Origin of the sequence: Sporosarcina ureae (genome assembly GCF_029267015.1) — a bacterium.
GTDB classification, from domain to species: Bacteria; Bacillota; Bacilli; order Bacillales_A; family Planococcaceae; genus Sporosarcina; species Sporosarcina ureae_D.
Genome location: NZ_JARIEA010000060.1, coordinates 55914 through 78305 on the forward strand (window position 1 = coordinate 55914; position 22392 = coordinate 78305).

Here is a 22392-nt window from a genome sequence, read left to right on the forward strand (position 1 = left end):
AAAAAGTTTTTCTGTTTTACAAAATATGAAAGCGAGATGGAATTATGAGCCTCCACGCATGTGAGGTAACGAATGAAAATTGGCAGGATGTTGCCTATTTATCCGTACACGAAAACCAAAAGAACTTTATTGAAAGCAATTCATTTTCACTAGCACAGTCGCAGTTTGAACCCGAATGGAAATCTATTGGGTTATACGATGGAGAGGAGCTAGTCGGCTATGCTATGCATGGACGTGAAGCAAATGGCAATGTATGGCTGGATCGCTTTATGATAGATCAGCATCATCAAGGGAAAGGCTATGCTAGCAGATTTCTTAAACTTCTACTAACCAGAATGGAAGAAAAGTATCAATGCAATAAGATCTATTTAAGTATTTATCCAAGTAATAAAGCTGCACAGCATTTATACGAAAAGTTCGGTTTTAAGTTAAATGGAAAAATTGATGACGTAGGTGAATTCCCTTGCCTCATCATGGAACTTGATCTTCAAAGGAGTCCTTTGCAATGAATTCTTCTTCACCCAAACTCAATCAATTAGATACTGAACCAGTAGGACGTATCTTTTTACGTTACTTAATACCTTCAACTGTCGGTATGTTACTAATGGCAATCAATATTGTGGCAGACGGCATCATGGTCGGTAATCGATTGGGTGCAGAAGCATTAGCGGGAGTCGGAATTTCGGCTCCCGTTTATACTATCTTTTTTGCTATTTCTTTATGGATTGGTATCGGTGCTGCTACGAAATACTCGATGGCTATGGGTGCTAAGGATACGCAAAAAGCCCGGTCGATCTTTACGCACGCGATTCTTTCCATATTCTTATTTACTATTGTATTAGGTTTGACTGCCTTTGTTTTTAGGGATCCACTAGCATACGCGCTTGGGGCCAATGCGACTACATTCCCTTATGTATCGCAATACTTATTTGTTATTTTATTGTTTGGTTTTATCTTCACTGTAGAAAACACTTTTAGTATTTTTGTGCGAAATGATGGAGCACCTAACCTGTCAATGGCTGGTTTGATTGTGACGTCTGTCGTCAATATTATTTTGAACTACGTGTTCTTATTCATTTTAGACTACGGAGTCGCTGGGGCTGCATCAGCTACTATTATTGCCTCATTTTTGGGTATGCTCGTACTGGTGACACATTTCTTTAAGAAGACCAATAACTTGAAACTGATTCGCTTGAAATTCAATAAAAAACTATTTCTAGCGATCCTATTCATTGGATTCCCAAGTTTCTTATCCGAATTGGGTATATCCTTCTTTACCATCACACATAATATTGCGTTCGAACGGATGGCTGGTACGGAAGGGGTTGCAGCGTTCTCTATTTTGAATTATGTACACAGCGTCATGCTGATGCTATTCCTAGGAATGGGTGGTGCAATTCAGCCGCTGATTAGTTATTATAAAGGCTCCGGCAACCGAGAAAGAATGAAGGAAACCGTTAAAAAGGCCACGCTCACTGTCGTCATCGCAGGTGCTGTATTTTTCCTCGTTGGACAGTTCGCAGCAGGCCCTATTGTATCGATTTTCGGAGACTTCCCACAAGCCGTCAGAGATTTGGCCACTACCGGAATTAATTTATTCTTCATTGCCTATTTATTCACAGGTACAAACTTCGTGATGATGACGTATTATCAGTCAGTCGGTAATGTTCGAATGGCGACTTGGATCACCGCTTCTCGCGAAATTATTATTATGTTGATTTTCTTGATGATTTTACCACGCTTCTTTGGGCTTAATGGTATTTGGCTATCTATCCCTGCTTCTGAGTTTATCGTATTTGTTGGAGTATATTTATATCAACGAAACGCGACTCGTCATTCGCTGAGTGGATAACTTGATTAAGGAAAAAGTTATAGTGCAGATCCTATATGGATACTGCGCTATTTTATTCCTTTCATAAATAATAGTGATATACTGAGAGAGCAACTGAATATCGTGTTAGAGATAGGTGCGTTTATTTTTCTTAAACGCTTAAAAGGGAAATCGGTGAAAAACCGATGCTGTCCCGCAACTGTGAGTTGGAGTATAATTCGTTACCACTGTTTCACCGCAAGGGAAATGGGAAGGTGAAATATACGTTGAAGACGAGCCAGGAGACCTGCCTAGATCAGTACACACCAATACCCTACGCGGATAGGAGGTGTCAAGTGCGGCTTATGAACAATCATACACAAGCCGACGTACGAAAAAACGGGATCAGGACATTCATTAGGTGGCTTCGATACAGCTTCTATCGATCCACTATATATGAATATCCGACTGAACCGTTTAATTCGTCATGGCTTCCCACTTAACATCCTTCCAGGTATTTACTCGGACGGATGTTTTTTGTCGACGAACCACTACAAAACACGATGAGGAGAATGAATTATGAATAACCAAACAATCGATGATTTTACAAACTTATTAAAGGATACGCTGATGTCGGACCGAGTGAGCACTCACTCTACTCCACTCCCCTTAGTACTCAATGATGTGAAGAAACAGATTTCCGAAGATACTTCAAAAGATCAAATAGAAAAAGAACAGCAACTTTATAATTTAGATAAAGCATATAAAACAGTAGTAGAAGAATTGGTTGGTAGTAACTAATAGTAAATACGCCTCTGACATTAATCTGTCAGAGGCGTTTACACTTTATAGAGAATCTTTTATCACACGTTTATAATTTATAACGGATAGTAATCCGAATATCGAGTATAATGCCGTGTAGATGAACATCACAATAATCATTGGTGTTAGCATTTCAGTACCGAATAAAAACCAGCCCGACTTTACTGCGAAGTAGCTATGGAGCAATCCGACAACTAATGGAATACCAAAGTTAAATAATTGCTTTTTCTGGATGCCCTTCAACAAATCAGATTGTGTAAAGCCCAATTTACGAAGAATCGTGTAGTTTGATTTCTCATCTTCACTTTCGTCCATTTGTTTGAAATAGAGAATGCAGCCGGATGTGATGAGAAATGCAAGGCCTAGGAAGCCTACGATAAACATCGTGATGCCAACACTTTGCTTTTGGTTTATTCTTTCTTCATATTTTGATTCATGTCCCGCCCATACATTTATTTCCAACTCATTGAAAATAGCATTCGCTATTTCAAGTTGATTTTTATTATTAATATTCACTCCATGATACTCAGTGAATTCAGACGTAAAGGAAGAATCCTTATCTACTAGCATTCGCTGAAATACTTGGTCATCGACTACAGCGACAGGGAAAGCATAGGTTATACGAGTTGGTAGAATAACCAAATTCTCTACACCTTTAAAAGTCAGATCATATGAATGTTCTTCACCTTGGAATATGACTTGTTTATCAGCTTGAAACTTCATAAATTTTTCCATGACAGAATCTGAATTAATAAACAGTACTTCGTTTTCCTCTACATCTACTTTCTTTACTGTTTTCTCGCTCATTACGATCATACGCGTGTTACTATAGCTTTGATCTCCAGGAACCTCTCCTAGAATAGACAGTACTTGCGATAAATCAACTGGTGATGTTAATAAATCCGTAGCCGTCTCCGTATAGGCTACGTTCTCTTTTTCTAACGCTTGTGTGAATTCCGCGGCACGCTCAGTATTTGGAATAGTGAAGTCTGTAGGAATAGTTCTTTCCACAGTTTTCTCTACTGAGTAATACGAAATGTAACTAAGCGATAGCAACGCAATAGATAACGCGGATAATGTTGTGATAATCATCAATAAAAATGAATTGGATTTCATTCGGAACATAATAGATGATAAAGACAATACATCGTTAACGTTTAAATATCCCCCTTTTCGCTTACGGATCAAATTAAAAATGAAGCTGACAGAGCCTTTATAAAATAAATACGTACCTATAACAACAGATGCCAGAATGACGACCATTGTGAGAAACAAGTACTCGCCAAGGATTGCGCCACTGAATAGCCGAGTAGATAAATAGTAGCCAAACGAAATAAGCAAAATGCCTACCACGCCAATGAATGCTTGAAATGTTGTTACCTTTTGTACACGTTGCTGCGCAACAGTCGTTACACTAAATAGTGACAAGATGCTTTGACGTTTAATAAATAATGCATTCATAATTAAGATTAATACATAAATCACTGCAAATACTACGATTGTTTGAAGCATTGCTTCCAACGAGAAACGCAATGTTGCCACGTCGGTAACACCTGTTACCTTAAAAAGAATGATCATCAATAATCGAGACATAGAAAAACCTAGGAATATACCCACGAGCAGAGATCCAATGTATAACACGAAATTCTCAACACTCAATATGCGGAAAACTGTCCCTTTCGTCATGCCAATCAATTGGAATAAACCTATTTCCTTACTGCGACGCTTGATGAATAAATTGTTAGCATAAAGCAAGAAGATCGATACGATAACAATCAGTAAAATCGAACCCGACTTAATAGCCGCCGCACCTTTTACTCCACCCGTTGCATCGTCTAATGCTGGATCAAATTGCAGTGTAACGAATGAAAAGTACAGACCAACACTAAAGACTAAAGCAAAGATATACACATAATAATGCTTGAGGTTTTTCTTAATATTGCGGAAGATTAGCTGATTAAGCGTCATGTTGCACACCACCCAATACACCTTGCGTTTTTATAATGTCATTGAAAAACTCATTCCGTGTTTGGTCTCCTTTATATAGTTGCGTGTAGATTTGTCCGTCTTTAATGAACACGACCCGCTCACTGAAACTTGCCGCTAATGGATCATGAGTGACCATGACGATAGAGGCATTTCGTTTCGTGTTAAGTTCACTTAGTTTATTCAAGAGATCAGATGCTGCTTTTGAATCGAGGGCGCCCGTTGGTTCATCTGCAAAGATGATACTTGGATCATGAATAAATGCCCGCGCAGCAGACGTTCTTTGCTTTTGACCACCTGATATTTCATTAGGATATTTGTCTGCAATGTCTGCAATGCCTAAGTCTTCCGCCACTGCATGAAATTTTTCATTGGCTCTTTTTTTCGCTACTTTTTGTACCGATAACGGAAGTAGAATATTTTCTTTTACAGTTAACGTATCTAGTAAGTTATAGTCCTGAAAGATGAAGCCTAAGTGACGTTTACGGAATTCCGCCATTTGCTTCTCCTTCATTTGATTAATATTCTGCCCTTCTATGCTAATCGTTCCTTGACTCACCCGATCAATAGAGGAGAGAACGTTAAGCAGAGTCGTTTTACCGGAGCCAGACGCCCCCATAATACTGACGAATTCACCTTTATTTACTTCTAAATCAAGCGCACTGAGTACTTCTTGTTTATTAAATTTGTTGCCGTATGTTTTATATATTTTCGTTGCTTGTAGAATTACCATGTCCATCACTCCTTCTTAATGCTATCTTAATCAAGATACGGATGTTTCTCCTGTCTTTGACATGACAATTAGAAAAAGCATGTGACATTATCGTCACATGCTGTAAGTTGGGGTGACTAGTAGTATTCTGCATCGCCCCACTTTTTAAGTAGGATTGAAGCGTTCGCTAGCTGGAGCTACAATCCCAGACCACTTATCTCCTACATACCAGCAATGCGTATCAACTCGTTTTCTTTCGCAAAGATCAAGTTGAACCGCGTACTTTTTCCATGTGTGGACTCTACTTGGATATCAATCAGCAGTGCGTCCGCCACTTGTTTAGCTAAGTACAGTCCCATTCCTGTAGCTGCATGGTCTTGGTGGTCGACAGTTCCGGTGAAACCTTTGTCGAATATGCGGGATATGTCTTTCGGATCGATTCCACGGCCAAAGTCTTCTATTGATAGCGAAGTCATTTCATTATGCGTTGTACTTCGAATACGTATATCTGACGCTTCACTGTATTTCACCGCATTCGTCAACAGTTGTCGAATGATAAAGCCGCACCATTTTGCGTCAGTCAGCACTTCTTCTGTCTCCAACGATATATCAAATCCTATCCCTTTTTGCATACACCATTGTCTTAATGACTTAATCTCTTGAAATAACAGCTTCTCCATTTCCACTTTTTCGATATATAAATCATTTTGAATGAATGGAATACGCTTATGATGAAGTTGTTGATCGAGTAGCAGATGAATACGAAGCCATTCATACATTAGCCGTGAACGAAGAACAGGATCTTCCGTACGTTCAATCATTAACTGCATTGTCGTAAGCGGTGTTTTCACCTCGTGTATCCAATTTAAAATATCGTCTTTCTCTTGCTCAACACTCGTTTGTAATTCATTTAATTGAAGGTTAAACATCTGGTTTTGTTCAGCTATCCTTTCGGCTGTTACTACTTCGAAAGGGGTATTGGCTACTGGTATTTCACTATTATCAAACGTTGAATTTAGTCTCATTAGACCTTTGTAAAACCGTGTTTCTCTTACATAGCGCATTACTAAAAACAGTAAGAAGAAGAGGCTAGACAGAAACACAATGTACATAGCAGAGCTAAATGACACACTTGTATCAAGATAGCCCATTCCTATAATCAACAACTGCAAAAGAACAAAAAACAGTATCCAGCTGGCCCGCTCTTTTACAAACAATCGAATCATAGCGGTTCTTCTTTCGCCATATAGCCTTGACCCACTTTTGTTTCAATTACATCCACTAAGCCAATTTCCGCAATCCTTTTTCGTAAACGATTCACGTTGACTGTGAGCGTATTGTCACTAACAAACCGTTCATCATCCCAGAGGCTCGTAATAATTTCTTCTCTCGATACGATTTCATTCTTCCTATCTATCAATATTTTTAAAATATATATTTCGTTTTTCGTTAACTCAATTGTACCGTTTCTATTAGACAGCGTACCTTTTACAAAATCAACAGTTGCGCCACACCACGTTTTGACTTCCAAGATCTGCTCGGTATTATAGTTATAAACACGTCGTAAAATAGCTTGAACCTTTGCGATCAGTACATCGAAATGAAAAGGCTTTTGGACAAAGTCATCGGCTCCCAGTTGCATGGACATGACGATATCAGTCGGATGGTCTCGTGAAGACAGAAAAATGATAGGTACATTCGAATGCGCGCGGATCATCCGACACCAATGGAATCCGTCAAATTTAGGTAACTGAATATCGATAATGACTAGATCAGGTTTGATTTCTGTAAACTCATGCAGCACATTTGAAAAGTCCTGAATTCCAGCCACTGTATAAGACCACTGTGTTAGACGTTCTTTAATTTCTTCAAATAATGTCTGATCATCTTCTATCAGCATAATCGTAAACATAGGACTCACCATACTTCCTTTAATTACATTTAGTTTATCCTATCTGAAGGTAGAATCAAAACAACGCGCAAGTGAAAGTTGATTTCACTTGCGCGTTTATATTCGTTTGGGCTATACGTTATTTCAAATAAAATAGCCCGCCATTCACAATATCCAACGTCATTCGCGGTTTAAAACGTTCTTCCATCGCACGTTTCTCATTCTCATAACTCTCAGGTTTTTGTTCCTGTTCCTCATAGAAATAATCCAAGACTGCTAGATCCTTTTTCCATCGTTTTTCCGCTTCATCTATCCACGTTAGGTCTTCATTTTCAATTACTTGCGTGATTACAGCGTCCAGTCGATCAAGTGCCCGAACAGGTGTGATGATATACGGCAAATGAAATACGTGTTCAGATTGTTGCTCGGTCATGTCCCGTAAACTAATAGCTTCCTGAAAATCTTTCACTACGGCACCCGTCATCAAATTAATGCCTAATGAATACAGCATTTCCTTTGTTTGATGACTGATGAATGATACTTTATAATTTACACCAACCCACGGGGTCAAAACTATCTGCTTGTTAACTTCAACTAGCCGCTCATACATTTTCACGAACTGTCCCATCTCTTTGGTCACTCTAAAAAGCTGATGCAAGCGAGGAGAACCAAGATGAATGACTTCTCCCTTCATTCCATGTTGCAACTGCTCCATGTCCGTGATCAACGTAAGTTGTGCGGGATTCGGTGTTTCATTGACACTTTCTATATACCGCCAATAAAATGGCCGGTTCATGATCCTTTTATCCATATCAATTGTCAGTTGTACAGTTAAATAGTGCTCGTTTCCATGAAGTACTTCACAGTTATTCTCTTTAAAGAATCGGTGAAGATACGTATGGATTTCTGTCGAATGCATGGATCTACCTCCTTCACACAGACTGTTCTTTCATCACCAATATATCATCTAGTTCGCCTACCACTTGTTCAAATGTATCAATCTTACCTTGCAATACATTCATCACGTGATCATCTATCGTGTCTTTTACAGCGAGATTGTAAATCTGTACATCATGTTCCTGTCCTAGTCGGTGAACTCGGCCAATTCGTTGCTCCAACTTCATTGGATTCCAAGGCAGATCATAATTGATGACGTGATGGCAAAACTGTAGGTTAATCCCTTCAGCGCCGGACTCAGTCGCAATTAGCACTTGCGCTTGCTGCTTGAACAGATGTTTAATCCATTCTCTACTACTCTTACTTAACTTTCCGTTGAAAATGACATTTGATATTCCATTCGCATATAGATAGTCGCTTAAATATAACTGTGTCATGCGATACTCTGTGAAAATAATCACTTTATCTTTTGCTTGTATGATCAGTTCGGTTGCCTTCTTAGCTTTTGAATGGAGAGGCAAACTTTCTAATTGTCCGAGGATTTTTTCCACGTATGTGATTTCTTCTGGCTGCTTGCATTCTTGACGTAATTTCATCAATGTACCTATTGTTGCATCTGGACTGCTACACATCTCTCTTTGCAATGTCATAGTAGAAAATGCATCCGAGAATACGGACGATATGTTTTTGAGATTGGATACCGCTGCATAGACTTGTTTTTCTTTGTCCGTAAATGTTATAGGTATCGCGTGCACCTTTCGAGTGGACCATTCTACGCCCGTATCCTGTCGTCTGTTGCGCACCATGACTTGACTAACTAGCTCTCTTAAATATCCATCTCGTTCTTCATCCCGAACTTTAGTAGAAAATACTGCAGAAAACTCCTCATAGTTGCCTAAATGTCCTTGTTTAAGTAAAGTGACCAAATAAAATAATTCAAAAATATCATTTTGAATAGGTGTAGCTGTTAGTAATAAGCAAAATTTCTTCTTCAAACTTTTCACAAACTCATAACTAATGGTTTTATGATTTTTTAATTTATGTGCTTCATCAACAATAATCAAATCATAGTCTTGTGCAAAAATCTTTTCCTTATGTGGACTCCGCTTAGCTGTATCCATACTCATGACTACTACGTCTACATAATCGAGCTCGTAATTCTTTTTGTATAACAGAGCAGGGATGTGAAACTTTGTATACAGTTCCTCTATCCATTGATTTACAAGAGAAGCAGGAACTAATATAAGTACTTTTTTCACTAGTCCTCGCAGCATATATTCCTTAATAATCAGACCTGCTTCAATTGTTTTTCCAAGTCCTACTTCATCGGCTAAAATCGCTTTACCATTCATCTGTTCAATCACTCGTTCGGCCGCTTGTAATTGATGGGGTAAAGGTTTGATGTTAGGTAAATACGCAAGTGATTGTAATCCTGTAAAATCAGTAATTAAGTTATTTTTCGTGATGGCGTAGCTCATGTTATAAAGCGTAGAACTGTCCCACGGTTCATGGTTTTCAAGTCGTTTGATAAATCCTTCTTTCCAAGAAGACGATCTTTCAATTAGCATTCCAATCACCTCAACTAGCTTGTATGTTTTGATTAGAATACCCATAAAAGAAGATATTATGATAAAACATAAAAAACCTTCCGCATACAGGAAGGTTTAAATTATTCTTCGATTAGATTTCAAAAGCGACAAAGCTCCCTTCGTCTTCAAAATCGGTCACATGTATTACGCGGTCAGAAAATGATTCTGCAATGGTAGTATCACTCCCTAGCACTAGAGTAAGTACATTGAATTCCTTTTGCTTTTTCTTCTCATTAAATTTAATTAGGAACGCTTCACTCATTTCATCTTCTCCATCACTGACAAAAATAACATCGGCGTTTTTGAATGTACTTTCTTCTATCACTTCTAATGCCCCTTGTAGCGATAACGAAAAGTCTGTCCCACCGCCTAAGTAAGTTCGTGCTAACCTTGCAAGTTCATTAGACGTGATTTTGCCTTTCACGAAAGTATCTTTCTGGATCGTGGTGGAAAATAATAAAACGCATAAGTCACGACGTTGTTTTTTGGCTATCGAGAGAAGTGCCAGAATAAATCCTTTTGACTGATTATCGAGCAATTTCATACTTCCCGACTGATCGAGACAAAAAATGATTGGTCCCTTTCCAAGATTTTCTCTTTTCTTCTGTTCAAACTGCATAGTTTCACCTTCAGCAAAACGACGAAGAAAGTCTTTTTTTGTTTTTTTATTTGAATAAAGTCCTAACTCCATAGGTAATAGCCGTTCCAGTTCACTTCCCATAGTCACTCCACGTCTTTCCATCGCTTCTATATAATCCGTTTTCTGTTTCTCTCGCGCTATTTCTTGAAAACGCCCTGCCCATTCCGCAATTTCTTGCATCTTGGGATCCATCGCTACTTGATCAGCTATCGCTAATTGTTCACGTAACGGCACTTTCTTTAATTCTGCATCTCCTTTACCGGCGGTGCTGCCACCCATAAGGGAAATCAAGCTGTCCTTTACTTTGATTGTTTCATCAACCGCTTCGTCTATCGCTTGTAAAAACCGTTCGCCATTCGTTTCTAGTGTTAATTCAAGCTTATCATTTAATTTATCCGTAGCATCGGCGAGTTCTTGGACAGGGCCATCTTCTATTTCACCCTGTTCCTCATCTGCTTGCTCAAACGGCACATCATCTTGTAGTGATTCTACGGCTTCCATTTGTTTTAATAAGTCATCATCGAGAGCCTTTGCCTCAGCAAGCCAAACATTGATCTTCTCGCCAAATTTCACTGTACAGACCGTGGCTGCCAAATCATCCAGTTTGGTGAAGCTTCTATATTCTTCAAAATGCTCGTCACTCATTAATTTTTCTAAAATCGTCCGATTCGGTTTCAGCGCAGGGTTTATTCCCTCTTTTAAGATCTTAGGCTTCATTTTATATAGCGCCGCCCAAATATCCCCGAGCAATGATTCCGTAGTGGGTAATTGACCTTCTTCTCTAACCTTTTGCAAGCCTTCTGACATCTCGAACAGCTCTTTAAAACGCCTTTTATCGTATGCATCAGTATTCAATACGGAGCGATGATCTCTGACTATTTTACTGCGTTTCATAGAAATCACCCCTTTTACATTCTGAAAAAGACTCCCGTCTGGTCGCCATTTCTATCTTTCTGTTCATTCGTTTCGCCATAGTAAGCAGTATCCAAACGACTGCTTTCCACTTCATTTTTTAATGAAATGAGCTGATTTTGTAAGTGATCAATTTCTGTCACTCGGCTTTCATTTTCCTCTTTCAACTTATTTACTTCTGTTGATAAAGCTGAAAATTTCTGGACCGCCTCCATACCTGCTTCCGTCGACTGGTCACGCACTGCGGAATCATAGATTTCATTCGCTTCATTTTCAATCGCTGAAAGCCTTTGTGCTAATCCATCTTGTGAATGTCGGCGAACTATGTTGCACACTGCTTCTTTCTGATCAAGAGTTTCCCACAATGCGTTTTCAAGTATCGCAATATCCTCTATTTGTACTGACTCTCTTTGATTGATTAGGGCCCTCGCTTGCAAGATACTTAAAGATTGTTTGAATCGACGGTCGGACGGCTGAATTCCTTCATCCTGTAGTTCCCTGCGGATAGTAGACAATGTTTCATATACTTCATCAGGAATTTTCACTTTATCCGTCATGTTTTGAAGTTGTATTAATTCATCCAAATGCATTTTGGGAGTTTCAACATCTTCTCCCTCGTCTTTCATCATCGATACAAAATTCGATTCGTCGGCAATGAAGTCTATTTCAAAGCGCAATAAAAATCGGTCAAATAAGGCTTCAAGCCCTTCACCCTCTTCGGGATATTCGTTGGATGCGCCAATAACTGATATTAACGGTACTTCAATCGGATGACCGTCATTATAAAATAATCGTTCATTAATTAGTGTCAATAAACTGTTGAGTATTGCAGAGTTCGCTTTAAATATTTCGTCCAAAAACACAAGATGCGCTTCCGGCATTTTGGAAGTAGTATTTCGTTTGTACACGCCTTCCTCCAAATCTTTTAATGAAAGAGGACCAAACACTTCTTCTGGTGTACTAAATCTTGTCAGTAGCCATTGAAAATAAGAAGTACCTTCAACGATTTTTGTTAATTCTACTGCTAATGCAGATTTCGCAGTTCCTGCTGGTCCAATCATTAACATATGTTGTCTAGACAAAATCGCTACTAAAATCCCCTCTACTTCATTTTCTCTTTCGAAAAACTTTTTATTCAATGCACTTTTGATTTCATGTAACTTCTGTAAATTAATATCCATATAGGCAACTCCTCAATTTATAGTAATGATCTACTGTTGGCTTTATAGAACAGTGTGACTGAAATAGCATGTTTTTAACCTTTAAAAGACTAATTCTTTCATGATGTCTCGGAGTTAGTATGATTACCCCTTTGTCTAACCTTAGACAAAAGTTTTAAGTTCAATACACACTTTGTTTATACAAGACTCTCTACTCTATCATTACCCCCTTTGCTCTATATAAACTCTTCTATACTATATATTTTTGTAATACTTTATTGATAGTAAGTCATAAATTTCCACCCATAGGTTGTACAATGATTATACAAATATATATTTTGCGATTTTTTCAATGTAAATTGATATGGTATGATGAATGTATAATTTAGGGAGGTGAGTGTTAAATGTCGATTGAAAAGAAGAATACAAAAGTTGTCTTAGTGGATTACAAAGATAAAATGTCACTTACACACGCTGCTGAATTCCTTGAAACACTCGCAAAGAAATTGAGAGAAGACGGCACATTTACATTGACTCACGATGGAGTACATCACGGAGTTACACCCGCTTCAGAGGTAGAGCTCGAAATAAAATTAGAAAAAGAACAGAATAAGTATTCATTCGAAGTAGAACTTGAGTGGCGTGATGGGAATAAAAGTACGGATTCTAGTATTTCCATTAGTTAATAGGATGAGACGGAAAAAGGCTATCCATTATATATAAACGATGGATAGCCTCTTGTGTTTTACTTGCTATTTAATGTGTAGTTAACAAATAATTATTTATTTCAGCTACCTATCGTAATCGCATTGCCTTTATTTTGTAGAGTAGACAAAATACTTAATGCGGCAAGATAGCTCGTTTTAGGATTATTCGGCATAGGTTCGTTTTCAATCGTCAAATTCATTTTGCCGAAATCACCCTTCGCTTCAATACTATGTGTATTACGTTGAATTTTCGGATCCGCGATAACACGGACTGTCGTATGTTGCGCACCAAGTCCCGCAATTGAAAGTAACAACGCCACATTAACATTTTTAGGAAACTTCTCGATGGCATCTAGTGCAATACCATCAAAAATACATTCTTCTACATATTGAACTTCAAGCCCTAATGATTGGTATGATTTTCTGGTTGTAATATGTACTTCTTTTAAGCCGCCCATTGAATTTGCTGATTGAAGAAGATCCAGACCGCCTATCGCTCCTGAAGGCAAATAGATATGTTGCTCATATGATTTTGCAATTTCTTTCATTTCATTTAGAAAGTCTACGTTTTTAAACGCGCCAATACTGCTTAGAATCAGATCTTTTTTGTTCTTCAATACTTCTTCCATGTGCTCTATCGCCACGCTGATCGTTGCAGCTTCTACAACTATATCGACAGGAGATTCAATGAACTCTTGAAAATTCGTGTAAAATTTCGTACCATACCGTGACTCTAGTTGTGGTCCCACTTCCTGATTCCGTCCAAATAAAGAGACTATTTTCCCATTCACTTTTTCACCTTCATTGATACTTTCCAATAAATATTGGGTGATATTTCCAGTTCCTATTACACCAATTTTCATTGCATAACACCTCTTCCTCTAGTATATACACTTCCACAAGAAATAGATGACTTTCTATTTAGATACCCTGTCTGTACATAATCAACACCCCAGACGAATAGGATGATGTTGATGGCAGACAATAGATAAGTAGGGGGAATGTACGAAATGGCTGGGTATACAGACAATTATGAACGCGATGCGTATGGTATTATCGACTTTTGGGTACGTAACAACTTTGAGCATGGGGAATTTTTCGATCGAGAAATCAGCCATCATGAGCTAGAACTAGCACGCGCCAATCAGGAAATGGTTGATCGCATGGGCAAAATCTTCAAGAAAACTGAATCTAAAACAGGGGATATTGGATTAATTATCGATGAGGCGAAGAGTTCGACGAAAGAGTTTTCTGATTTACTAATTCATACAATGGACCGTGCACTTCATTGTGATGTAATCATTTCTACCCCGACTTCCCTCCTTGATCATATGATACGAGAAGCCGAAGAAGCAGAGCGAGTGTTCAAGTTAATCGAAACGAATTCCTACGTTACTCCTGCCGATGCGACGTTGCATGAAAGTAACTTCTGGCTTCGTCAAATGCTTGATCACTTAATATTCATTAGTCACTACGTAGATGCTTCCAACTATGAATTGCACGATCAAGTGCGTGCTATGACAAGAAAGTTTGAAAATCTTTTGTTGCAGGCGCAAGCTCTGAAGACCATTATTCGTAGACCACGCAATGAAGTTTCACCTGTGTTGAATACGTTCAATCAAATGATAATCAAAGAAGCCAAAGCGCTAGAAGCCTTTAAGTTAGAATTAAGCGAACTGATCAAAGCTTGTGCTGCAGTTACGACTGCTCCACCTGATTTACTTGAACACATTGCGAGAGAAGCGCATCATCTGTGGAAAAACCTTGAAGATCAAGTGGTTAACTAAATTACACGAAAACATGACGATATATATTTTCTCGTCATGTTTTTTATTACGTGAAAATCTACTAGAGCAAAACTATTCTTCATCGAGCTTCGTTATAGTAATAGAGAGGCGGTGGTGGGAATGGATTCCGTGAAACTGGAACAGATCATGGATCAATACGGGGAACATTTATTGAAAATGGCCTACTTCTATTTACGTGACCATGAACAGGCAAAGGATATCGTCCAGGAGGTATTCATTTCATTTTACGAGAAATCTAACTATCAAGAACGAGGAAAGTTACGCGCTTATTTAACGAAACTAACAGTGAACCGCTGTAAAGATCATTTGCGAAGTTGGTCTTTCCGACATTTGAAATTTAATAAAGAATGGGCAGAAACTATACATACTGAACATAATCGATTGATTCTAAAAGAAGAAAGATCTATGATTGCTTCTGCTATATTGGCATTACCTGTAAAGTATCGAGAAATTATACTGTTTTATTATTACGAAGAACTAACTATGCGAGAGATTGCTGCGTTTCTTGATCTGTCGGAAAACACCGTGAAAACGAGAATGACCAAGGGGATTCCGATGATTTACGCTACCGCATATTCCAAGGCATACTTGAAATCGACTCTATTTTTGATTATGCCCATTCTTTAGGCTATGAGGAAGACATGGAGAAAATCGATACACTTATCGCCGAACAACAAAAAACGTTCTTTGATGACTTTACAGAAGAACAAGCAAAGAAGATGAAAAAAACTCAAGTAGACACATTCGGATATAGCTATGATCAATATTTAAAAGTTATTTTGAAATACACTCAACGTCATACACTCGTCATGGACTGGCTCGAGCGTAATAAATTAGAAGACCAAACAACCCAACGACAAATACTAAACGCTTTCCAAAAAGAGCATCAACAAGTCATCACTGCGTTCATGGAGAAGAAATCTATTCCAGATTTAACGGAAAAGTTTCGAACTCAGAAGTTAGATGGCGTGGTAGCATCTGCAGATCAAGGACAAGTATTACTTGTGTTAGGGCTTGAACCAAAAGATTATGAGGGTCTATCTACGGATGAAATAATAGAGGCAGCTTATGAATCGGCCTGGTTCGACTACAGCGAATCCTTTGATGGTATTCAACCTGATATGCATATTGAAATTACTTTTGATCCACTTTCATACGTCATCACTCAGCAAGAGCGTCCGACAAGATTCCATGACATAATCAAATGGAATGAATATAAAAAGTAAAAGAAGCGGTAGACCCATTTTAAAGGGCTACCGCTTCTTCACGTAACTTAATACTTCACTAGATATATATATTAAAAATCAATGTGCATAAAAACGATCTATATTTATCTGAGTAAAGTAAGTGATTTTTATTTTACCACCGTCACAGGACAATCAACATGTTTCATTACTTTATGACTGACACTACCAAGTACCATTTCCTGAATAGTATTCAATCCACGACTGCCGATCACTAGTATATCGATTTTCTTTTCATTGACATACTGAATGATTTCCTGACTGGGATTGCCTTTTAGCATGATCACTTTAGCATCGACCGCGGCTTCCTTCGCCATCGCTAAAATCGGATGTAATTTTTGCTCACGTTTTAATGATAGACTTTCAGGGCTTTGCGATAATAATCGTTCATCTTTTGCTTTGTTATAATCCTGTACATAGATAACTTCCAACGTAACTTTAGGTAAATACTCCGCCAGCATTATTGCGTGTTTCGCAGCACGCATTGCATTTTCTGATCCATCAATTGCTACAGCTATCTTCATACTATTCACTCCTTCACAATAATTTTTCATATAGTTGTTGGCTCGAGGAATTTAACCCTCGCATCGTGACGTTGATCCCCCTGCTTTCTAATTTGCTCACAACTTTAAAAATCGCACCTACAGCAGATTCATCCCACAACTGACTATTTTCAAAGTCGATCGTGATCCTCTTTTCATATACATGATCAAAAGCTTGAATAAATTTTGTTGTGGAAGCAAAGAATAGCGGTCCTTGGATTTTATAGACTCCATCGTGATTGGTTACAGTCACGCGTGAAATCTTCGCTACAAAGAATAATGCACTCAGAATAACTCCAATAACCACGCCAATTGCCAAGTTATGCGTATATAAGATGATAGCCACTGTAACAAGCATCACTACAGACTCTGAACGTGGTGCAGAGCGCAAGAACTTAAACGAACCCCAATTAAATGTTGTCGCAGCTACCATAACCATGACCCCAGCGAGAACTGGCATCGGAATTTTAACGACTACATCTCCCAGTACAATAATCAAGAACATCAAGAATACTCCTGCGGTCAACGTGGACAAACGCCCTCTGCCTCCCGACTTCATATTGATCACCGATTGGCCAATCAATGCACAACCTGCCATACCTCCGAAGAACCCAGTGATGAAGTTGGCAATACCCTGTCCGCGTGCTTCACGGTTTTTATTACTCGGAGTGTCTGTTATATCATCAAGAACTTGAGACGTAAGTAAGGACTCAAGCAATCCTACAATAGATAATGCTAATGAATACGGTAAAATGATCTTCAATGTTTCAAAGCTTAACGGAATGTCAGGGAAAAAGAATGTCGGCAATGAGCTCGGCATCGTCCCTAAATCACCGATTGACTGCAACTTCACACCGCTAAATAAGGCAATCGCCGTCATGACGACAATGGCGATCAGTGGAGCGGGTATAGCTGTGAAAAAACGCGGTACCGCATATACCAATATTAGTGTCGCAATGGCGAATACATATGTCATCGTACCAGCACCAACCAAGTACGGTAATTGCGTAATGAAAATCATTATTCCAAGCGCATTGACGAACCCAAGCATGACGGAATTCGGAATGAAGCGCATTAGATTCGCGACTCCTAATGAGCCTAAAATTAGTTGTATAATACCTGTTAAAATAGTTGCTGCCAGTACATATTCAAGACCGTGATTGGCCATTAAACTGACGAGTACTAGAGCCATTGCACCTGTTGCGGCAGATATCAGACCTGGACGACCGCCCACAAACGCAGTTATAACTGCAATAGTAAATGATGCATATAACGCTACACGCGGATCGACACCCACGATAAACGCAAAAGCCAATGCTTCCGGAATGAGCGCCAATCCTACGACAATCCCTGCCAATATATCCGCTCGCACATTCCCGAACCATTGTTGTTGTAATGTTTGCATATTGTTCCCCTCTCATGATGTCAGCCATTTTCCATGTTAGAATGTAAACAGCATAACATTTACAGTCCCATAAGTGAATGGTTTTGGGAGGAAAGGAATGAAATGATGAAGTATGGATATATACGACCGATCGTTGAAGATCAGCAAGCAACAGATCAATTAATGGATTTACTAGTAGATAGGATGTATATAGAAAAACATGGTTTAGCCAAAAAGAGAACAGAACTTGAACGCTTATTCATGCAAATAGAAAATGGAGATGAATTGTATGTTCAAAACATTGAAGTATTAGCTGACTCGCTTCAGCAGTTTCTTGATATTTTACGATTAGCAGAACGGGATCAGCTGATGATTTATTTTGTCGAAGATGGGTTAACTAATCAATCGATGATGAATGCTACACTGCTTCAAAATATTGAGTTTTTTACTAGCTTACAATCTATATTCTTAAGTCATTCTTCTACTTTCACCTTGCAAGCTGCCAAGCAGGAAGGTAAATCGATCGGTCGACCACGAAAATCTGATGTAAATTTACAACTCGCTTTTGAGATGTATGATAGTAAAGACTTTTCATTGTACGAGATCAAAGAAGCGACTGGAATCAGTAAATCAACGCTTTATCGTTACTTGGACGATCGAGCCGCAACAACGTCGGATGATAAATAACATCTACATCCGACTACTTTTGTTATCTTAATTGACTCCCACCATTATCCATGTTTACTATACCCTTTTTTCCACCTAATCTATTCCGCTAATTATTATTTTTCCGCATCCACTCTCCTATCTAAAACTTTCCTACGATAACATCTGCATAAATAGTAGTCTAAATAACTATTAGTAGACTACAAACGAAATTGCAGTTATAGTTAAAAGTATCTATACTCAATTAAATTATTAGGAGGCGTGATAGATTATGTTTTCGTTCAAAAGCATTCGCGGAAAACTTTTGACGGGTTTTTCTATAATCTTAATATTAATCATCTTACTTGGGTTCTTTATTTTCTCTACACTTCGTGCGAATAACGAAGCAACGAGAAACATTCTGGAGAAAGAATTGCCACTATTGATTGCAGATGAGCAGCTATCGCTTGATATGGCAAACCGGATTTCTAGTTCGAGAGGATTTATTCTGACAGGGGAAGAGAGTTATAAAGACTTATTTGATACATACACAAAAGATAGTGAAAAGCATCAAGCCACTATTAAAAAAATAGGTACGTCCGACGAAACAATAGACTTAATGCGAAGAACTGTTGAATGGCGTGAATACGTCTTAGAGAATGTATTCGCTGAACACGCACGCGGTAACAAAGAGTTAGCAGAACGTAATCTATTGGCAGTTAATGATGACGCACGCGAATTAATGACTTCGTATGAAGAAGCTGCGCAAAATCGAGAAAAGATTATTATTGATATTGAAAAAAATTTACTTTCTAGTGGAAACAGCACATTAATTTTAGTTACTACTATCATTTTACTAGTCATTCTTTTAAGCATGGCGGTTGCTTTATTCACCGCAAATTCAATATCTAAACCGCTACAAACTGTTATGGAGCGCATGAGATTAATTGCAATGGGAGATTTAAGTAGTCCTCCTTTAGAGACGAAGTTACAGGACGAAATTGGACAACTGATCAAATCTACAAATGAAATGAGTAGCAATACACATAATCTATTGGACGAAATTCACATTGTGGCTCAAACAGTTTCTTCTCAAAGTGAAGAATTGACACAGTCTGCGGGTGAAATTAAAGCAGGTACAGCACAAATCGCTACAACTATGGAAGATCTGGCATACGGCACAGAATCGCAAGCTACCAATGCAAGTAGCTTATCAACCTCAATGGAAAATTTTGTTGCAAGAATAATGGATGCCAATGAAAACGGTACGTATATTCACCAGTCATCAAATGAAGTACTTTCGATGACAAACACGGGAAGCGAAGCGATGAATACTTCTTCTAAGCAGATGAAAGTTATCGATCAGATTGTTCATGATGCAGTTGTAAATGTTGAAGGATTGGACAAGCATACTCAGAATATTTCTCAACTCGTAGCTGTGATACAAAGTATTGCAGCGCAAACTAACTTATTAGCATTGAATGCAGCGATCGAAGCTGCACGTGCTGGTGAACACGGTAAAGGGTTTGCAGTTGTAGCCGATGAAGTACGAACTCTTGCAGAACAATCTTCTGAATCTGTTACGAACATCACTGAAATCGTCAATAAAATTCAAAGCGAATCTAGTTCAGTAACAAATTCTTTACGTGAAGGTTATAAAGAAGTAGAAGAAGGCACAAATCAAATTGAACGTACGGGCGAAACATTCCAGAAGATCAGTGCTTCTGTAACTGAAATGGTCACACGTATACAGACTATTTCTAATGACCTGCAAAACATTTCTGAAACAAGTCAGGAAATGAGCGGTTCGATCGAAGAGATTGCTGCAATTACTGAGGAATCTGCTGCGGGAGTTGAACAAACATCAGCTTCTTCCCAACAAGCAAGTAGCGCTATGGAGGAGATAGCGAGTAATTCTAATGATTTGGCGCAATTGGCTGAAGAACTTAATAATCTTGTCCGAAAATTTACCTTATAATAAGAAAAAGCGTCTGCTCTTGGGCAGACGCTTTTTCTTCATGTACTTTATTTCAAATAGTTTGCTTTCCATCGGATGCATATTAATAAATTAAACAACGTGAAGTCTGTCTATTACTTTTACTTTACTTCTATTTGTCCCATCATTCCATTGTCTTCATGTTCTAAAATATGACAATGGAACATATAGACGCCTTTATGTTTGAATTGTATAGCGATTCTCACTTTTTCTCCCGGATGAACAGAAACAGTGTCTTTCCAACCTCTTTCATTTTCCTCGGGTTCTACACCATCTCTTGAGAGTATTTTAAATTGTGTACCGTGAATATGGAATGGATGAATCATCCCCCCCATCATATCTTTCTTATTGTAGATTTCCCACACCTCAGTGACACCTTGCTCTTGTGTGAAATCAATTCTTTGGGGATCGAATTTCTTACCATTGATTGTCACATGATCCATCATGCCAAACAGTTCAATATTTTTTGTGACCGGCATAGCTTTTTCTTCATCTGTCACAGAAAACTCATTCAACTGTTTCACTTCTTGTGTACTCTCTACTTCTTGATCTGATATTTCAAACGGTAGGAGGATGGATCCATCTTCATTAATTAATGATAAATCATTTAGCGAATTGAGCTGTGAAAAGTCAACAATAATTTCTGCTCGTTCTGATGGTGTCAAGGTAACTTCGTTCAATGTGACGGGTTCATTCAAAAAGCCGCCATCTGTCGCGATTTGAACAAACGATTCACCCGTATTTAGCTTGAATGTGAAGTTCCTCGCATTCGATCCGTTCAGCAAGCGAAGAAGCACTTGTTCTTTCCCTACTTTTAATACGGGATTTACTGTGCCGTTAACTAATAATGTATCACCTATCGTCCCGTCCTCATTCATCACGGCTTTATAATCTAATTGATGTTGATCATCGAAAATCCGGTCTTGGAAAACTAAAGGTATGTCATTCTCTCCATATTGTTTAGGAATTTCTAACTTGGCTGAATTAGGATCTTCAATATAAATCATTCCTGCTAAGCCTTTATATACTTGTTCAGATGTCTTGCCCTCTGGGTGGGGATGAAACCATAAGGTAGCCGCCTCTTGTGTGACTTCAAATTCTATTGTCTCTTCTTCACCTGGACTAAGTGTTTTATGTGGTCCGCCATCTGCTTCGCCAGACACTTCTAAACCATGCCAATGAAATGTTGTTTCTTCATCTAATTCATTTACCGTATTTATTTTTACAGTTTCACCTTTTGTGAATTGTAAAACGGGTCCTAATAAATCTCCGTTATATCCTAAAGTTTCTGTAGTCACATTATCAAATATATTCACGTTTCCTTTTTGCGCCTTAACAGTATATTCGGTGCCTACTGCCGTTTCACTAGTTAATAAGGCTGGGATGTTTATTTCATTCTCACCAGTCGAATCTTTTAATCTCACTACATTATCATGGCTCATATGTCCGTTACCCATTGTCGAACCATCCTTCATGGAATGATGTTCATTGCTAGTCTGGTTCATCATATGTTCATTACTCTGTTCATTTGATTGCGCATCACTACTACATCCACTGATCAATAATGCGCTCAATAAGAATAGAACAATTTGATTTTTTATACTCATTTAAATATCCCCTTTATCTATTGTCATCAAGGATAGTATA

The 22392-nt window shown here is 38.4% G+C and carries 21 protein-coding genes and 1 riboswitch; of the genes, 9 read left to right on the forward strand and 12 right to left on the reverse strand.

Annotation, left to right across the window (positions count from 1 at the left end; all coding sequences use genetic code 11):
• The first annotated feature begins 44 nt into the window (after window positions 1–44).
• The 3 genes from Q7P97_RS09995 (at window position 45) to Q7P97_RS10005 (ending at window position 2611) form a co-directional block, all read left to right on the forward strand.
• A complete protein-coding gene (locus Q7P97_RS09995) occupies window positions 45–509 on the forward strand; it encodes a GNAT family N-acetyltransferase (protein WP_303969048.1) in 465 nt (154 codons plus the stop codon).
• On the forward strand, window positions 506–1852 hold the full coding sequence (locus tag Q7P97_RS10000) for an MATE family efflux transporter (protein ID WP_303969049.1): 1347 nt from the start codon (window positions 506–508) through the stop codon (window positions 1850–1852). Before Q7P97_RS09995 ends, Q7P97_RS10000 begins: the two co-directional genes overlap by 4 nt.
• Window positions 1853–1948: 96 nt before the next feature.
• A riboswitch (cobalamin riboswitch) is annotated at window positions 1949–2139 on the forward strand.
• 250 nt (window positions 2140–2389) lie between these two features.
• A complete protein-coding gene (locus tag Q7P97_RS10005; RefSeq protein WP_303969050.1) occupies window positions 2390–2611 on the forward strand; it encodes a hypothetical protein in 222 nt (73 codons plus the stop codon).
• 45 nt (window positions 2612–2656) lie between these two features.
• Here the strand turns inward: Q7P97_RS10005 and Q7P97_RS10010 are convergent, their stop codons facing one another.
• From Q7P97_RS10010 to Q7P97_RS10045, 8 genes are all read right to left on the reverse strand, one after another.
• Window positions 2657–4600 (reverse strand): FtsX-like permease family protein, encoded by a 1944-nt coding sequence (locus Q7P97_RS10010; RefSeq protein ID WP_303969051.1) that lies wholly within the window; start codon window positions 4598–4600, stop codon window positions 2657–2659.
• Complete coding sequence (locus Q7P97_RS10015) at window positions 4590–5351, reverse strand: ABC transporter ATP-binding protein (protein ID WP_303969052.1); 762 nt, start codon at window positions 5349–5351, stop codon at window positions 4590–4592. The genes Q7P97_RS10010 and Q7P97_RS10015 overlap by 11 nt, the downstream gene beginning before the upstream one ends.
• Window positions 5352–5551: 200 nt before the next feature.
• Entirely contained in the window at window positions 5552–6556 is a 1005-nt protein-coding gene (locus Q7P97_RS10020) for a sensor histidine kinase (RefSeq protein WP_303969053.1), read from the reverse strand.
• Window positions 6553–7242: a response regulator transcription factor gene (locus Q7P97_RS10025; RefSeq protein ID WP_303969113.1), complete on the reverse strand. Its 690-nt coding sequence runs from the start codon at window positions 7240–7242 to the stop codon at window positions 6553–6555. Before Q7P97_RS10025 ends, Q7P97_RS10020 begins: the two co-directional genes overlap by 4 nt.
• A gap of 118 nt (window positions 7243–7360) precedes the next feature.
• Window positions 7361–8140, reverse strand: coding sequence for a YqhG family protein (locus Q7P97_RS10030; RefSeq protein ID WP_303969054.1), 780 nt, complete (start codon window positions 8138–8140; stop codon window positions 7361–7363).
• A gap of 13 nt (window positions 8141–8153) precedes the next feature.
• Complete coding sequence (locus tag Q7P97_RS10035; protein WP_303969055.1) at window positions 8154–9686, reverse strand: DEAD/DEAH box helicase; 1533 nt, start codon at window positions 9684–9686, stop codon at window positions 8154–8156.
• Between the two features lie 112 nt (window positions 9687–9798).
• Window positions 9799–11241, reverse strand: a complete 1443-nt coding sequence (locus Q7P97_RS10040; protein ID WP_303969056.1) for a VWA domain-containing protein — start codon at window positions 11239–11241, stop codon at window positions 9799–9801.
• A gap of 14 nt (window positions 11242–11255) precedes the next feature.
• Window positions 11256–12440, reverse strand: coding sequence for an AAA family ATPase (locus Q7P97_RS10045; RefSeq protein ID WP_303969057.1), 1185 nt, complete (start codon window positions 12438–12440; stop codon window positions 11256–11258).
• Window positions 12441–12823: 383 nt separating this feature from the next.
• Here Q7P97_RS10045 and Q7P97_RS10050 point away from each other — a divergent pair, with 383 nt between their 5' ends.
• On the forward strand, window positions 12824–13105 hold the full coding sequence (locus Q7P97_RS10050; protein ID WP_303969058.1) for an amphi-Trp domain-containing protein: 282 nt from the start codon (window positions 12824–12826) through the stop codon (window positions 13103–13105).
• Between the two features lie 101 nt (window positions 13106–13206).
• Here Q7P97_RS10050 and nadX read toward each other — a convergent pair whose 3' ends face one another.
• Window positions 13207–13989, reverse strand: coding sequence for an aspartate dehydrogenase (nadX, locus tag Q7P97_RS10055; protein WP_303969059.1), 783 nt, complete (start codon window positions 13987–13989; stop codon window positions 13207–13209).
• A gap of 147 nt (window positions 13990–14136) precedes the next feature.
• On the opposite strand from nadX, the gene Q7P97_RS10060 reads away from it, so the two are divergent.
• The 3 genes from Q7P97_RS10060 (at window position 14137) to Q7P97_RS10070 (ending at window position 16160) form a co-directional block, all read left to right on the forward strand.
• Window positions 14137–14913 carry a DUF2935 domain-containing protein gene (locus tag Q7P97_RS10060; RefSeq protein ID WP_303969060.1) on the forward strand — a complete coding sequence of 259 codons (777 nt, stop codon included), beginning with the start codon at window positions 14137–14139 and terminating at the stop codon, window positions 14911–14913.
• Between the two features lie 120 nt (window positions 14914–15033).
• Window positions 15034–15561 (forward strand): sigma-70 family RNA polymerase sigma factor, encoded by a 528-nt coding sequence (locus Q7P97_RS10065; RefSeq protein ID WP_303969061.1) that lies wholly within the window; start codon window positions 15034–15036, stop codon window positions 15559–15561.
• A gap of 14 nt (window positions 15562–15575) precedes the next feature.
• On the forward strand, window positions 15576–16160 hold the full coding sequence (locus Q7P97_RS10070) for a hypothetical protein (RefSeq protein WP_303969062.1): 585 nt from the start codon (window positions 15576–15578) through the stop codon (window positions 16158–16160).
• Between the two features lie 128 nt (window positions 16161–16288).
• Here Q7P97_RS10070 and Q7P97_RS10075 read toward each other — a convergent pair whose 3' ends face one another.
• Window positions 16289–16702 (reverse strand): universal stress protein, encoded by a 414-nt coding sequence (locus tag Q7P97_RS10075; RefSeq protein WP_303969063.1) that lies wholly within the window; start codon window positions 16700–16702, stop codon window positions 16289–16291.
• Window positions 16703–16715: 13 nt separating this feature from the next.
• Window positions 16716–18125, reverse strand: coding sequence for a SulP family inorganic anion transporter (locus Q7P97_RS10080; protein WP_303969064.1), 1410 nt, complete (start codon window positions 18123–18125; stop codon window positions 16716–16718).
• A gap of 102 nt (window positions 18126–18227) precedes the next feature.
• Here Q7P97_RS10080 and Q7P97_RS10085 point away from each other — a divergent pair, with 102 nt between their 5' ends.
• Window positions 18228–18791, forward strand: coding sequence for a recombinase family protein (locus tag Q7P97_RS10085; protein WP_303969065.1), 564 nt, complete (start codon window positions 18228–18230; stop codon window positions 18789–18791).
• Between the two features lie 250 nt (window positions 18792–19041).
• Window positions 19042–20727: a methyl-accepting chemotaxis protein gene (locus Q7P97_RS10090; protein ID WP_303969066.1), complete on the forward strand. Its 1686-nt coding sequence runs from the start codon at window positions 19042–19044 to the stop codon at window positions 20725–20727.
• Between the two features lie 119 nt (window positions 20728–20846).
• On the opposite strand, the gene Q7P97_RS10095 is transcribed toward Q7P97_RS10090, so the two are convergent.
• Window positions 20847–22352: a multicopper oxidase family protein gene (locus Q7P97_RS10095; RefSeq protein ID WP_303969067.1), complete on the reverse strand. Its 1506-nt coding sequence runs from the start codon at window positions 22350–22352 to the stop codon at window positions 20847–20849.
• Between the last annotated feature and the right edge of the window lie 40 nt (window positions 22353–22392).